The sequence below is a fragment of the Pseudomonas sp. W17 genome, from assembly GCF_040268305.1.
GTDB lineage: Bacteria > Pseudomonadota > Gammaproteobacteria > Pseudomonadales > Pseudomonadaceae > Aquipseudomonas > Aquipseudomonas protegens.
The window spans coordinates 2515365-2529258 of sequence record NZ_CP158490.1; the positions used below are offsets into that span (position 1 = coordinate 2515365).

10 protein-coding genes (1 of these 10 running past the window's edge) are annotated in these 13894 nt (G+C 60.7%); 3 read left to right on the top strand and 7 right to left on the bottom strand.

All coding sequences use genetic code 11. The features are described 5' to 3' along the window. From ofaC to ABCR88_RS11715, 3 genes are all read left to right on the top strand, one after another. Window positions 1–3339, top strand: the final stretch of a protein-coding gene (gene ofaC, locus ABCR88_RS11705; RefSeq protein ID WP_350404581.1) for an orfamide A non-ribosomal peptide synthetase OfaC. 11364 nt of this gene lie to the left of the window's left edge; 3339 of the gene's 14703 nt are visible here — the last part of the coding sequence; its start codon lies beyond the left edge, outside the window; it ends in the stop codon at window positions 3337–3339. Window positions 3340–3489: 150 nt separating this feature from the next. Beyond that, entirely contained in the window at window positions 3490–4641 is a 1152-nt protein-coding gene (gene macA, locus ABCR88_RS11710) for a macrolide transporter subunit MacA (protein ID WP_041117090.1), read from the top strand. A gap of 2 nt (window positions 4642–4643) precedes the next feature. Further along, on the top strand, window positions 4644–6602 hold the full coding sequence (locus ABCR88_RS11715) for a MacB family efflux pump subunit (protein WP_041117091.1): 1959 nt from the start codon (window positions 4644–4646) through the stop codon (window positions 6600–6602). Window positions 6603–6662: 60 nt separating this feature from the next. On the opposite strand, the gene ABCR88_RS11720 is transcribed toward ABCR88_RS11715, so the two are convergent. From ABCR88_RS11720 to ABCR88_RS11750, 7 genes are all read right to left on the bottom strand, one after another. Next, on the bottom strand, window positions 6663–7451 hold the full coding sequence (locus tag ABCR88_RS11720; protein ID WP_350023860.1) for a LuxR C-terminal-related transcriptional regulator: 789 nt from the start codon (window positions 7449–7451) through the stop codon (window positions 6663–6665). Between the two features lie 336 nt (window positions 7452–7787). Further along, window positions 7788–8513, bottom strand: a complete 726-nt coding sequence (locus tag ABCR88_RS11725) for a GNAT family N-acetyltransferase (RefSeq protein WP_350404582.1) — start codon at window positions 8511–8513, stop codon at window positions 7788–7790. A gap of 48 nt (window positions 8514–8561) precedes the next feature. After that, complete coding sequence (locus tag ABCR88_RS11730) at window positions 8562–8972, bottom strand: GtrA family protein (protein ID WP_185057764.1); 411 nt, start codon at window positions 8970–8972, stop codon at window positions 8562–8564. 57 nt (window positions 8973–9029) lie between these two features. Continuing rightward, window positions 9030–9968, bottom strand: coding sequence for a glycosyltransferase family 2 protein (locus ABCR88_RS11735; RefSeq protein WP_197731928.1), 939 nt, complete (start codon window positions 9966–9968; stop codon window positions 9030–9032). Window positions 9969–10007: 39 nt separating this feature from the next. Continuing rightward, a complete protein-coding gene (locus tag ABCR88_RS11740) occupies window positions 10008–11222 on the bottom strand; it encodes a hypothetical protein (protein ID WP_041117104.1) in 1215 nt (404 codons plus the stop codon). 533 nt (window positions 11223–11755) lie between these two features. Then, on the bottom strand, window positions 11756–12169 hold the full coding sequence (locus ABCR88_RS11745; protein WP_350404584.1) for a VOC family protein: 414 nt from the start codon (window positions 12167–12169) through the stop codon (window positions 11756–11758). Window positions 12170–12344: 175 nt separating this feature from the next. Further along, window positions 12345–13811 carry a GDL motif peptide-associated radical SAM/SPASM maturase gene (locus ABCR88_RS11750; protein ID WP_350023863.1) on the bottom strand — a complete coding sequence of 489 codons (1467 nt, stop codon included), beginning with the start codon at window positions 13809–13811 and terminating at the stop codon, window positions 12345–12347. Between the last annotated feature and the right edge of the window lie 83 nt (window positions 13812–13894).

Genomic DNA, 13894 nt, shown 5'->3' on the forward strand with positions numbered 1-13894 from the left:
CACGTGGCGCTGCTGCTGCCGCGCTCCCTGGACCTGCTGGTGAGCCAACTGGCGGTGAGCAAGTGCGGCGCCGCCTATGTACCGCTGGACGTCAATGCCCCGGCCGAGCGCCTGGGGTTCATGCTGGCCGACAGCGGGGCGCCGGTGCTGCTCAGCCACAGCGAGCGAGTGCTGGACGCCGCGGTGCAACGGGTCGACCTGGACCGTCTGCGCTTCGACCGGCTGGCCGGGCACAACCCGAACCTGGCGCTGTCGTCCGAGGCGGTGGCCTACGTCATGTACACCTCCGGTTCCACTGGAGCGCCCAAGGGCGTGCGGGTGCCGCACCGGGCCATCACCCGGCTGGTGATCAACAACGGCTATGCCGATTTCAACCCCGAGGACCGGGTGGCCTTCGCCTCCAACCCGGCCTTCGACGCCAGCACCCTGGAGGTCTGGGGGCCGCTGCTCAACGGTGGTCGGGTCGTGGTGGTGGACCACGCGACATTGCTGGACCCGCACGCCTTTGGCTCGCTGCTGGAACGCACCGGGGTCAGCCTGCTGTTCCTCACCACCAGCCTGTTCAACCAGTACGTGCAACTGATTCCCCAGGCCTTCAAGGGGCTGCGCATGCTGCTCTGTGGCGGCGAACGGGCGGATGCCACGGCCTTCCGGCGGATCCAGGCCGAGCTGCCGCAGTTGCGCCTGGTCAACGGCTACGGGCCCACCGAGACCACCACCTTTGCCGTGACCCATGAGCCCGGTGAGCTGGCGGCGGATGCCGACAGCGTGCCCATTGGCCGGCCGCTGTCCAACACCCGGGTGTACGTGCTCGATGCCCTGGGCCAGCCGCTGCCGGTGGGGGTGGTGGGGGAGCTGTACATCGGGGGTGATGGCGTGGCCCTGGGCTACCTCAACCGTCCGGACCTGTCGGCGCAGAAGTTCCTCATCGACCCGTTTCACCAGCAAACCCACGGCACCGCCGCGCCGGCCCTGATGTACCGCACCGGCGACCTGGGCCGCTGGCTGGAAAATGGTCTTCTGGAATGCATCGGGCGCAATGACGAGCAGGTGAAGATCCGCGGCCTGCGCATCGAACCCGGGGAAATCCAGGCGCAGTTGGCCCGCTTCCCCGGCCTGCGGGATGGCGTGGTCGTGGTGCGTGAAGACAGCCCCGGGGACAAGCGCCTGGTGGCCTACTACACCCTGCACGAGCACACCCCGGCGCCGGACGCCGAGCAACTGCGCAGCCACCTGCAACAGCAGTTGCCGGACTACATGGTGCCCCTGGCCTATGTGCACATGCAGGCCTTGCCCCTGACCCGCAACGGCAAGCTGGACCGCCGTGCGCTGCCGGCGCCCGGCAGCGCGGCCCAGCTCGCCAAGGCCTATGCCGCGCCCCAGGGCGCGCTGGAGCAGGCCCTGGCCGGGCATTGGGCGGCGGTGCTGAAGCTCGAGCAAGTAGGGCGCCACGACCACTTCTTCGAACAGGGCGGGCATTCGCTCTCGGCCATCCAGTTGCTCAACCGCCTGCAACAGGCGGCGTTCGATGTGACCCTGGCGGAGCTGTTCCAGCACGCTACGGTGGCGGCCATGGCGCGCCTGTTGAGCGAGCGCACGGCCGCGCCGCGCTCCACCGAGCTGATCCCGGTGCGCACCGGCGGCAGTGGCCCGGCGCTGTTCCTGGTCCATGAGTTCACCGGGCTGGACGTGTATTTCCCGGCCCTGGGCCAGCACCTGGAAGGCGATTTCCCGATCTACGGCCTTCCCGGCGTGGCGGTCGGCGAGCCGCAGTTGCGCACCCTGGAATGCCTGGCCACACGCTTGCTTGACGTGATGCGCAAGGCCCAGCCGCAGGGGCCATATCGCCTGGCCGGCTGGTCCTTCGGTGGGGTCCTGGCCTATGAGATCGCCCAGCAGTTGCTGGGCCTGGACCAGGAGGTGGAGTTCCTCGGCCTGATCGACAGCTACGTGCCGCGCCTGACCGACCAGGGCAAGGCTCGCTGGTCTGGCGAGCACGCACACAAGCGCCACCTGCTGTTGCAGTGCCGCGCCTACTGGAGCGCCCAGGGCGCGGCCGGGGTGCAGCCCCTGGCGCACCTGGAACAACTGGAGGCGCTGCTGGAGCCACTGGACTTTGCCGACCTGCTGCAACGCTGCCGCGACCAGGGGCTGCTGTTCGAGCAACTGGCCACGGCGCCGCCGCAAGCGCTCGGCCATTACCTGGACCGCGAGGTCGCCCACGGCCATGCCCTGGCCCATTACCGGGTCCATCCCCTGGGCATGCCGGTGCATCTGTTCTGCGCCGCCGAACGGCCCACCGAGCTGTCCCGGCGCAGCCCGACCCTGGGCTGGGGCGAGATCCTGCCGGCGGGCGAACTGCACTGCATCAGCGTACCCGGGGACCACCTGAGCATGATGAAGGCGCCGCATATCCAGGCCCTGGGGCACGCCCTGGGCCAGGCCCTGGCGGCGGCCAGGGCCAAGGGCGCGGTGAGCGCTGCGCCGCACCAGCCCTTGCTGCGGATCCAGAGCGGGCGCCCCGGGCACACGCCGATCTTCTGCGTGCCCGGGGCCGGTGACAGCATCACCGGCTTTATCGGCCTGAGCGAGGCCCTGGGGGCCGAATGGCCGATCCTCGGCCTGCAGGCCCGGGGCCTGGACGGCTGCGGGGTGCCCCATGGCCAGGTCGAAGTGGCGGCCCGGCATTACCTGGAGGCCATCACCGCCGAGTACCCCGACGAGCCGCTGCACCTGATCGGCCATTCCTTCGGCGGCTGGGTGGCATTCGAGATGGCCGGGGCCCTGCAGGCCGCCGGTCGCGAAGTGTTGTCGCTGACCCTGATCGACAGTGAGGCCCCCGGAGGCAATGGCGCGCTAGGGCGGCCCTATACCACCACCGCGGCGCTGTGGCGCTTGATCGAATCCATGCAACTGGCTGCAGGCCAGGACATGGGTATCGACCCCGAGCGCTTCGCCACCGAGGACGACGGCATGCAGATGCACCTGCTGCATGCCGGCATGGTACGGGTCGGGCTGTTGTCCCCGCGCGCCGACCCGCGGGCCATGCACGGCCCGGCGCGAACCTTCGCCAGCGCCCTGCGCACCCGCTACCAGCCTCGGCGCCCGTACCAGGGCAAGGTACGCCTGGTGCTGGCGGATGACCCGAGCCTGGACGCCGCCGGCAACCGCCGGGAGCAGCAGGGGATGGTCCAGGGCTGGCGCCGGCAGGCTGCGCACCTGCAGGTGTGGTACGGCCCGGGCAACCACTTCAGCTTGCTCAAGGCGCCCAACGTCTACCACCTGGCGGCCTGGTGGCATGACGGCCTGGCGCTGCCTCAGGGGGAGCTCATGTCATAGGGCGCGGGGCAACACAGGCGCTGGCCCTGCCGGCGCCTGGACACCCGGTTTCATTCATCTGGAACACCGCTCACTACGGCAGCACGGTGTTCTGTAAGGGGGCTCGCCGCTGGCCGGTGCAGCCCGCCCTCAACGGACTTGTGGTCATCTATGGAAAAGTCGAAGTTTCGCAAAATCGGTATGGGGCTGTTGCTGGTGGTTGTGGCCGGGTTGATTTTCTATACGGTGCAGGCGCCGGCGGAGCCGCCGCAGTACCTGACCGCCAAGGTCGAACGGGGGGATATCGAGAACGCGGTCCTGGCCTCGGGCCTGCTCGAAGGCATCAAGCAGGTGGATGTCGGGGCCCAGGTCTCCGGGCAGTTGAAGTCGCTCAAGGTCAAGGTCGGGGACAAGGTGAAAAAGGGCCAGTGGCTGGCGGAAATCGACCCGCTGGTGCTGCAGAACACCCTGCGCCAGGCCCAGGTGGACGAGGAGAACCTGCAGGCCCAGCGCCGCGCCACCGCGGCCCAGCTCAAGGAAACCAAGGCCATCTACGAGCGCTACCGTGACTTGCAGTCCGACGCCTCGATTTCCCAGCAGGATTACGAGACCGCCGAATCCAACTACGAGGTGCAGCGGGCCAACCTGCTGTCCCTGGACGCGCAGATCAAGAGCGCGCACATCCAGATCGACACCGCCAAGGTCAACCTGGCCTACACCCGCATCGTCGCGCCGATCGATGGCGATGTGGTGGGGGTGGTGACCCAGGAAGGCCAGACGGTGATCGCCAACCAGCTGGCGCCGGTGCTGCTCAAACTGGCGGACCTGGACACCATGACCGTCAAGGCCCAGGTCTCGGAGGCCGATGTGATCCATATCGCCCCCGGCCAACAGGTGTACTTCACCATCCTCGGCGAGGCGGAAAAACGCTACTACGCCAAACTGCGGGGCACTGAGCCGGCGCCGCAGAACTTCCTCGAAACCCAGACCGCCGGCACCCCCAAGCAGAACACCGCGGTGTTCTACAACGCGCTGTTCGACGTGCCCAACCCGGACCACCGGCTGCGCATTTCCATGACTGCCCAGGTGCGCATCGTGCTGGATACCGCCAAGGACGTGCTGATGGTACCGGTGGCGGCCCTGGGCCCGCGCAATGCCGACGGCAGCTTCGCGGTGCGGGTGCTGGACGCCAAGGGCCATGCCCAGGCGCGCAACGTCAGCACTGGGATCAACAACAACGTCAAGGTGCAGATCAAGGACGGCCTGGCGGAGGGTGACCGGGTGGTGATCGGTGATCCGCTGCCCGGCACGGCAGGGGCCTGAGCATGAGCGAGCCCCTGCTGCACCTCACCGGCATCAGCCGCAGCTTCACCGCCGGGGATCGGGAGTTCCTGGCCCTCAAGCACATCGACCTGAGCATCCAGGCCGGGGAAATGGTGGCGATCACCGGGGCCTCGGGGTCGGGCAAGTCGACCCTGATGAACATCCTCGGCTGCCTGGACTACGCCACCGCCGGCAGCTACAAGGTCAACGGCCGGGAAACCCGCGACCTCGACGACCAGGCCCTGGCGGAACTGCGCCGCGACTACTTCGGCTTCATCTTCCAGCGCTACCACTTGCTGCCGCACCTGAGCGCCATGCACAACGTCGAGATGCCGGCAATCTACGCCGGTACCCCGCAAGTCAGGCGCCATGGCCGGGCCCGGGAACTGCTGGCGCGCCTGGGTTTGTCCGGGCACCTGGGCCACCGGCCCAACCAGCTCTCCGGCGGCCAGCAGCAGCGAGTGAGCATCGCCCGGGCGCTGATGAACGGCGGCGAAGTGATACTCGCCGACGAACCCACCGGTGCCCTGGACACCGCCAGCGGCAAGGAGGTGATGAACATCCTCCAGGAACTGCACGGCCTGGGGCACACGGTGATCATCGTCACCCACGACCCCAAGGTGGCGGCCAACGCCCAGCGCATCATCGAAGTGCGCGACGGCGAGATCGTCAGCGACCGGGCCAACCCGCGCCCGGCGGACGAGGCGCCGAGCGAGCCACCGGTCAGCGTGCGGCCCGCCGGTGCGCGGCGCCTGGTGGCCAGCCTGGGGCTGTTCAAGGAGGCCTTCGTGATGGCCTGGGTGGCGCTGGTCTCGCACCGCATGCGCACCCTGCTGACCATGCTCGGGATCGTCATCGGCATCACCTCGGTGGTGTCCATCGTGGCCATCGGCGAGGGCGCCAAGCGCTACGTGCTCAAGGACATCCAGGCCATTGGCAGCAACACCATCGACATCTTCCCCGGGGCCAGTTTCGGCGACAGCCGGGCGGCGGCGATCCAGACCCTGATGCCCGCCGACGTGACGGCCCTGAACCAGCTGTACTACGTCGACAGTGCCACGCCCATGGTCGGCCGCAGCCTGTTGCTGCGCTACGGCAACATCGACCTCAACGCCACGGTCAACGGCGTCAGCCACCTGTATTTCCAGGTTCGCGACATCAAGCTGGCCAGCGGCATTTCCTTCAGCGAGAACGACGCGCGGCGCCAGGCCCAGGTGGTGGTGATCGACCACAACACCCGCAACCGCCTGTTCGGCCCGGATGTCGACCCGCTGGGGCAGGTGATCCTGGTGGGCAACCTGCCGTGCACGGTGATCGGCGTGACCCGGGAGAACAAGAACATGTTCGCCGCCAGCAACCTGCTGAACGTCTGGCTGCCCTACGAGACCGCCGCCGGGCGGGTGCTCGGCCAGCGCCACCTGGACAGCATCAGCGTGCGGATCAAGGACGGCCAGCCGAGCAAAGTGGTGGAGGAGCATGTGAAGAAACTGATGGAGCAGCGCCACGGCACCAAGGATTTCTTCACCAACAACCTCGACAGCATCATGCAGACGGTGCAGCGCACCAGCCGCTCCCTGGCCCTGCTGCTGTCGCTGATCGCGGTGATTTCCCTGGTGGTGGGGGGAATCGGGGTGATGAACATCATGCTGGTGTCGGTCACCGAGCGGACCCGGGAGATCGGCATCCGCATGGCGGTGGGGGCCCGGCAGTCGGATATCCGCCAGCAGTTCCTGGTGGAGGCGGTGATGGTCTGCCTGATCGGCGGGGCCATCGGCATCAGCCTGTCGTTCGCCATCGGCTACCTGTTCACCCTGTTCATCAAGGAGTGGGAGATGGTGTTTTCCATGGGATCGATCATTACCGCGTTCGCGTGTTCGACCCTGATCGGCATCGTCTTCGGCTTCGTTCCGGCGCGCAACGCCGCGCGCCTGGATCCCATCGAAGCCCTGGCCCGGGATTGACAGGCCGTAGACCGAACCGCCGGCGCTGGGGCCGGCGGGGGTTACAGGGCCAAGGCTGGATCAGGCCGTCGGGGTTTCGCTGCCGTGCGGCGCTTGTTCCTCGGGCGAGTACATCCAGCGCAGCAGCGAGTGCCGGCCACTGATGCCGAGCTTGATGGCGGCGCGCTTCAAGTAGCTTTCGACGGTATTGACCTTGAGCTTGAGCTGCTCGGCCAACTGCGGTGCGGTGCGCCCGGCCAGCAGCCCGACACAGACCTCCAGCTCGCGGTTGGACAGGCGCAGCCCGGACTGTTCCAGGCGCGCGGCAAAGCGCAGGCGCAGGCTTGCCAGGCCCTCGATGGCGGCACTGTCCTGCTCGGCGGCATCGCCCCGGGGCTGCAGGGCGCTGATGTGTTTTTCCACCATGGGCAGCAGCAACGGCGAGATGTCCTCCAGCAGCAGGCGTTCCTGGGGGGAAAAGCTCTGGTCCTGGCTGCTGCGGTACACCGAGAGCACGTAGTGGTAGGAGTCCTTGCGCCCGGTCAGGTGCAGTTGTGCCGGGTCCGCGTGGCCGCGCTGGCGTTGCAGCGACGGGCCCGGGGCCGGTTCGCCGGGTTGTTCGGGAAAGCCGGTGAGCAGCAGCGGGTCATTGCTGGCATGGGCATCGCTGTACAGCGGGTGGCGGGTCTGCATCAGGGTGTTGCCGGTTCTGCCGACGGCCTGTTCCGGGTCGGCCCGCAGTTGGGTGATATGGGTGGCGTCCACAGCCAGCTGGGTGAGTATCAGGTCGTGCAGCATGCGCGGAAAGTTGCGGCTGCCGGTGCTGGCGATGACCTTACCAATGTGTGGAAACAGTATTTGTGAGTTCATCATTTCATCCATGAATGTGAAGGTGTGGAGGGGGGCTGCCTTATAGCAACGAGTTTGGGTCAGGGTTGATTTACCTCCTGTTTGCTCTGGGCGACAAAGGGTCGCCTCGTATCCTAGTACAAGGTTTTGTTGGTCGTTTGGTGAAAATGGTCAAATAGTCGATTTTTCAAGCATCGACTTTGCTTTTTTGAGGGGCTGGTTAAAGAAGGATCGCACCATCAATCGCTGTAGAGGGGGAGCAGCTTGAAATCGGTCTGGACCACAATACATCGATGGCCTCATTCCTCTGGTCCTAGCTGGGCCAATGAGGCTGATAGTGTTCTGCTCATCACATTCTCAGGCGCCAGTACTGGGTTTTTTCCAGAAGTGATAAAAAGGTTCGATCTTCTGAATCTGAAATTCGCATTTCTGGTAAAGCCCACATGCGGACAGGTTGTTCTTTTGGGTAACAACCTGACATTGCTTGAAACCTCGGTCCTGGAACCATTGTTGAGCGTGTCTGACCAGCGTTTGACCATGTCCTTGTCCGCGAACTGATGAATCAACGGCGAGTAGCCCTATGTCTGCAATGCCGTTCTTTGTGCCAGCGGTCAACATCGCCACTATTTTAGTGTTACTGCGTATCACAAATACCTCGAGAGCGATTTCCTTGACTGCTGACCTTCTGGCCCAGATGCTGTAGAGCTCATGGAATTTTTCCAGGTCGATATTAGGGTCAACTGAAAACCTTGAGTACTCGCCGCTTTGAACAGCGAGGTCGATCAACTCTTCAACTTTCATTGATGGATGGTAGGTTTCCACCAGTGACGAATATCTCTTGCCCTTGGTGGTGGCGAGGTTGGTGATGAACGTAGCCTTAAGATCTACTAGGCTGCCTTTCATGGGGAGTGAGTCCAGCTCACTCAGCTCTTTTTCTGATTGCCAGTAAACTAAGCTGGCACCTAGTTTTAGCGCCTTACTTAACTGCTCTTGCAGATGTGCCTTCGAAAGTGTGGGGTTGCTGATTCGATAGACTGGGGTCTGAAAAAAATCGGTGTCCCACTCAAGCTTTTCTATATCCATTGCTCTCTCGATGTTTAAGTTGATTGCTGTTTTACAAAGAGATAAGTATTAAGAGTTCAAGGGGGTGTCAGGGTTTTCCCTGAACACGTAGTACTTGCATGCGAGAAAACTGTACGCCGCTAATAATATTATGGCCGATGCTTGGACTATTTCATGTGGATAGTGGAGTTGGTCGAAAAATACATACAGTAATATCAGGTTTATTACATAGCCTGATACATGCATTTGTATGTAGCGAAATGGTGCGCCAGCTCGCCCGCTTTTTTTGAAAGTCCAACGGTAGTTGACAGAATAGCTGTAGGTGGCTCCTGCCAAATACATAAGCGTCATAGATAATTTTTCTCCACAACCGGCATACACGATCAGTAAGTAACCAGCGTAAGCCAAGGCATTGCTGGTTACGCCAATAATTCCGTAGCGAATCAGCTGAATGATGGTATGGGTAGGGATAGTGTTCACTATGGCATTCTATTTGGCTTTGGAGTTGAAGGGGTAGTGGAACTGCCAGTATTCAGGCTAGAAGGTTTTTCGTCCGACGATATAAAGCGGACGCTTTTTAGTCTCGTCGAATGTCTTGCCTATATATATGCCGACTACGCCTTGAATGGAGATGACAATTCCGCCAATGAAGAAAATAGATACCATGAGGCTGGTCCAACCTTGTACTACCGTGCCATGAAAGTAGGTGGTGATCATAAGGTAGATGCCATAGATGAATGAAAGTGAGGCCATTGTAAAGCCGAGCTTTACTGCAAGCCTAAGTGGTTTGTCCGAATAGGCGATAATGGTATCCATGGCCAGACTCCAGAGTTTGGAGAAAGTGTAAGTGCTTTTGCCGTGGCCTCGTTCGCAGTGCTCGACATCAATGCCGGTGCTGGTAAAGCCCATCCAGTGGACCAAGGCGCCAAAAAAGCGCAACTGTTCACGCATTTGGCACAGATTGTCAGTAACTTGGCGGGAAATTATTCGAAAGTTACCGCTATTCCCGTCATACTCAAAGTCGGCAAGATAACTGAACGTCTTGTAAAAAAACCACGAGCCTAGGCGCTTTATTGCAGAGTCTTTTCTTAAACCTCGTAGAGCCAGGACAATGTCGTACCCTTCCTGTGCCTTGGCATATAGCCGGGGAATTTCTTCAGGACGATCCTGTAGGTCGCAGTCCATGACCACAACCCAATCTCCTCGGGAACTATCGAGACCCGCAGTGATGCCGTAATGCTGGCCGAAGTTCCGGCTTAGCTGAATTCCCCGCACTCTTGGATCGACCTTTGCCAACTGTTTTATTAAATCCCAGGAGCGATCACCGCCGCAGTCCTCAATCAACAGGATTTCAAAATTTGGTGTGATCTCTTCCAGCGATGTTTTCAATCGCGCATAAAGCTCCATCAGCGAATTTTCAGCCTTGTAAACAGGTACGACGACAGAAATGTGAGGTTTTTCTTTTGGATTTTCCACTGTGCTTATCATTTATAGGTTTAAAGGGGAGTTCGGGATTTACCAGAATTTTTGATAGCGAAAACAGAGCTCTAGGAAGTAGTAGAGTGCTCCGAATGCAGTGTGTGCGAAAAACAAGATGACGCAGCGTTTATATTTTTTTACGTTGCTTATTGTTGCTGTAAAAGCTTCTTTGTTTTTTAGCAGGAATGCCGCAGAGAAAAGAAAGCTCAAATATAGGCCAATCTGACCGCTCCACCAAAAATTTCCGGCATACATCCGGTAGCCACTTTCAGAAAAGAAGTAAGTCAAAGTTAGCCCCATCAAGAGACAGAGCGATGCGAGAAGCAGTGCCTTGTCTTTGATGAACTCTTTAGGGTAGTAGCAGAGTACAAGAAGTGGGAATGCGATAGATAGAATCAGCTTGATGAACAAGTATTTTGAGTAGTGGGCCATGCTTTCAAAAGGCAGAAATAGAACGTGGCTTTCCTCATTTGCGGTTTCTATTGAAAGGCTTTGGTAGAAGTAGGTGTGCAGAAACTGAAGACTGAGCACGAATACTGTCGGCAGGAAAAAAGCCCAGTAAATATATGCGCTTTTCAGGCTGCTTTTCAGTTGCTGGGTTGCGATGAGAAACAAAATCAGTGCTGGCAAAATGATAATAAGGAAATTTGGCTTTGATATTCCGCAGAAAAAAATTGAAATTGCCAGTAGCGTGCCTCTTGAGAGTGTATTGCCTGAGGTTTCGGTGAAAGATTTTAATGTGTAGCAAAAAGCGATGAGGGCTAGTGGCTTGAGCAGGAGCATTGTTGGACTATGATAAATCGTAAGCCCCACATAGCCAAAATAGAAATGATGGTCAAATACCGCAAGGATCTGGAGGGGGCTGGCCACTAGTAAACATACTGACACAAGCGTGGCTGTTTTAGCTGAGGTGTACCGGCTGAGGACTTTATAGTTTAAGATCGCCAGCAGGTAAATGGCGGAAACTATGATGATGGTGGAGGCTATGGCGTAATTGACACTTAGAATATTTTTAGTGAGGATCGTGAGTAGATGGTATAGCGGGTGCGGCAGCATGAGAGTGCCGTTATCTTCCATATCGCTCGCCCATTTCAGGTGTGCAATATAGTCGCCGCCAATTGTTGAGAGCTTATATATAAGGGGGGTGAAGGTGATGAAAATAAATGCAAATAGTATGAAGTAGGCGCGAGTGTGGTGTTGGCGGTTTTTATCTGGTGCTGGATATGTTTCGCTTATGTTGTCGTCTGTCATTCGCTCTCGCCTATTTTATTCTGGTTTTTACAGGAATCTATTCTTAGAGTGGTTTTGGTGTTCTATTTAATTTTGTCGGAATGAGTTGGTCTTTGGGTTGGTCTATGTTTTTTGCATATGTTTAAGTGATAAAGTAATTCTGGGTTGCACTGAGTCAATGGTTTTATTTACGACGATGATGTTTTGATTTTCGTGTTCAGAATCTGTTCCTGTTTTAGTTTCTGTTTTAGGTTCAAGAGCATCGTCCTGCTGCCGGACCTTATAGGCCCAAGTCCCCGTCAAGCTAAGGGGCGAGAGGTAAATTTGGCGGCGAGTATACCCTCAGTCCCTCTAGGGAGTCCTCTATTGTTGGCCCATGAGGGCTGTTTTCGGAGCGAAACAGCAAACTAATCTGGTCTTCGTCCTCATTGGTCGCAGGAATATCCGCTTCCGACAATTGGTTTGGCTGCTACATCCGCAACGGATTGACCTCCCCGGGAAGCCACCCAGAACTTCCTGAAGGAGGGCAATGTTGGTAGTCAGGTGGGCCAGGGTTACTGGCGCTTCTCGCAATTGACCATCCATGGCACACCAAAGCGGTCCACCAGCATGCCGAAGCGCTCGGCCCAGAAGGTGGCTTCCAGGGGCATCTGCACGTTGCCCTGTTCGGCCAGGGCGGCGAATACCCGTTCGGCTTCGGTGGCGTTGTCGATGTTCAGCGAGATCGAACAGCCGTGGATGCCCAGGTAGGGCAGCTCCGGGGTGGTGTCCGAGCCCATCAGCACCTGGTCGCCGACGCTCAGGCGGGTGTGCATGATGCGTTCGTGACAGTCGGCAGAGATGTGATCACGGGCCGGGCTTTCACCGAAGGTCATCATCATTTCCAGGGTGCCGTTCAGGCATTGGGCATAGAAGGTGAAGGCGGCCTTGCAGGTGCCGTTGAACACCAGGTAGGGGTTGATTTTCATGCTGTGCTCCGGTCGCAGGTAACGGGCAGGCACGCGGGCCTGTGGTCGAACTTCCATAGCAAAGCCGCTATCGGCCCTGCGCGGAGGTTTTTTTATAGATGGTTTTTCCATGCTCGCCCGTGGCGATATAACCGTCGCCGCGCCATTGGGGGCGCGGCGGCGGTGCGGGCGGGGGTTACAGGCGCGGCTGCTCCTGGGGCGTGCCGAGCAACCGGTGCAGGGTGTTGATCAGCGCCTGCTGGCGCAGCCGGTCTTCCTGGTGCCGGGCTTCGGCGGCGGCGACATCGGCGTTGCAGTGCGGGCAGGTGCTTTCATGGGCGAGGATGTACTCCAGGCAACTGCGACACAGGGCCAGGCGCGGCGGGATGCGGCCTTCCTCGGGCGACGCCTGGCCCTGGTTGACCCAGGCCAGCTTGATCACCTGGCCGCTGTCGTTGACGCTCGATACCGCCTCGCCGGTGTCGATGCGTTCGGTGATCAGGTCGAAACGGCCCACCGAGAACGACGCCGGGCCGGCGTCTTCGAGCTTGACGATGCGTTCGCGCAGGCCCTTTTTCGCCAGGTCCAGGGTCCGGTAGTGGCAGTAGGGATTGTTCCCCGGCTTGCCCAGCAGCGAGTGCGAGGTCCAGGTGCAGCCGCCGCGACAGACATCGTTGTAGTAACAGGTGCGGCAGTAGCCCCACAGGTCGTCCACCGAGCGCAGGCGGCCGAAGTGGATGCCTTCGCTGTAGTGCCAGATGTCGTGCAGGCTCATGCTGCGCACGTTGCCACCGGAGAAACCCACGGTGGCCAGGGACGGGCAGCCCTTGACCGTGCCGTCGGCCTCCAGGGCCAGGACCGTCTGCCCGGCGGCGCAGCCGCTCCAGTGCACGCGGTCGTCGCCGAAGCCGCGCCACATGTGCTCGTAGGGGCCGTAGTAGCCGATGTTGTTGCCCACATTCATCAGCAGCCCGCGCTCGGCGCCTTCGCGGTACAGGCGCGCCAGCAGCGGCATCACCTCCAGCAACTGGTAGGGCTGCAGCAGCAGCTCGGGGTGATCCACCGCATTGCCCATAGCCACGGTCAGCTGGATCTGCCAGTGACTGGCGCCGGCGTCGATGATCAGCTCCATCAGGGCCGGCAGGTCGGGCAGGGTGGCGGCGCCGATCTGGGTGTTGACGCTGACCTTGAGGCCGGCCTGCTTGGCCCGGCGCAGGGTATCCAGGGCTTTGTCGAAGGAGCCGGGCACGTTGCGCACCGCGTCATGCAGCGGCGCCAGGCCATCCAGAGAGACGCCGACGCCATTGAGCCCGGCGTCCACCGCGGCCTGCATCTTGGCCGGGGTCAGGTTGCGCCCGCCGGTCTGGATCGCCACGTACATGCCGTGGTCGTGGATGGCCTGGATCAGCCGCGTCCAGTCCTTGCGCAGATAGGCTTCGCCACCGATCAGGGTGACTTCCCGGGTGCCCAGGGCGGCGATCGAATCGATCACCGACAGGCATTCCTGGGTATTGAGTTCGCCCGGGCGCCGATGCCCGGCGCGGGAGCCGCAATGCAGGCACTTGAGGTCGCAGGCGAGGGTGATTTCCCAGACCACGTGCACCGGGACAAAGCGCTTGAGGTCGGTTTCGCTGAGGTAGCGGGCGGGGAGACGGTCTGACATGAGAGTTCCTTTCGCACCCGGCGGTGCGCGGCTCCAACCCATCGAAATAGGCGCGCCTTCCTTGTGTCGCAATGGCGCGCTCG

What these genes read in the sequence shown, in the direction of transcription:
- macA (WP_041117090.1), top strand. Translation starts at nt 3,490, where the DNA reads ATGGAAAAGTCGAAGTTTCGCAAAATCGGTATGGGGCTGTTGCTGGTG.
- ABCR88_RS11715 (WP_041117091.1), top strand. Translation starts at nt 4,644, where the DNA reads ATGAGCGAGCCCCTGCTGCACCTCACCGGCATCAGCCGCAGCTTCACC.
- ABCR88_RS11720 (WP_350023860.1), bottom strand. Translation starts at nt 7,451, where the DNA reads ATGAACTCACAAATACTGTTTCCACACATTGGTAAGGTCATCGCCAGC.
- ABCR88_RS11725 (WP_350404582.1), bottom strand. Translation starts at nt 8,513, where the DNA reads ATGGATATAGAAAAGCTTGAGTGGGACACCGATTTTTTTCAGACCCCA.
- ABCR88_RS11740 (WP_041117104.1), bottom strand. Translation starts at nt 11,222, where the DNA reads ATGACAGACGACAACATAAGCGAAACATATCCAGCACCAGATAAAAAC.
- ABCR88_RS11745 (WP_350404584.1), bottom strand. Translation starts at nt 12,169, where the DNA reads ATGAAAATCAACCCCTACCTGGTGTTCAACGGCACCTGCAAGGCCGCC.
- ABCR88_RS11750 (WP_350023863.1), bottom strand. Translation starts at nt 13,811, where the DNA reads ATGTCAGACCGTCTCCCCGCCCGCTACCTCAGCGAAACCGACCTCAAG.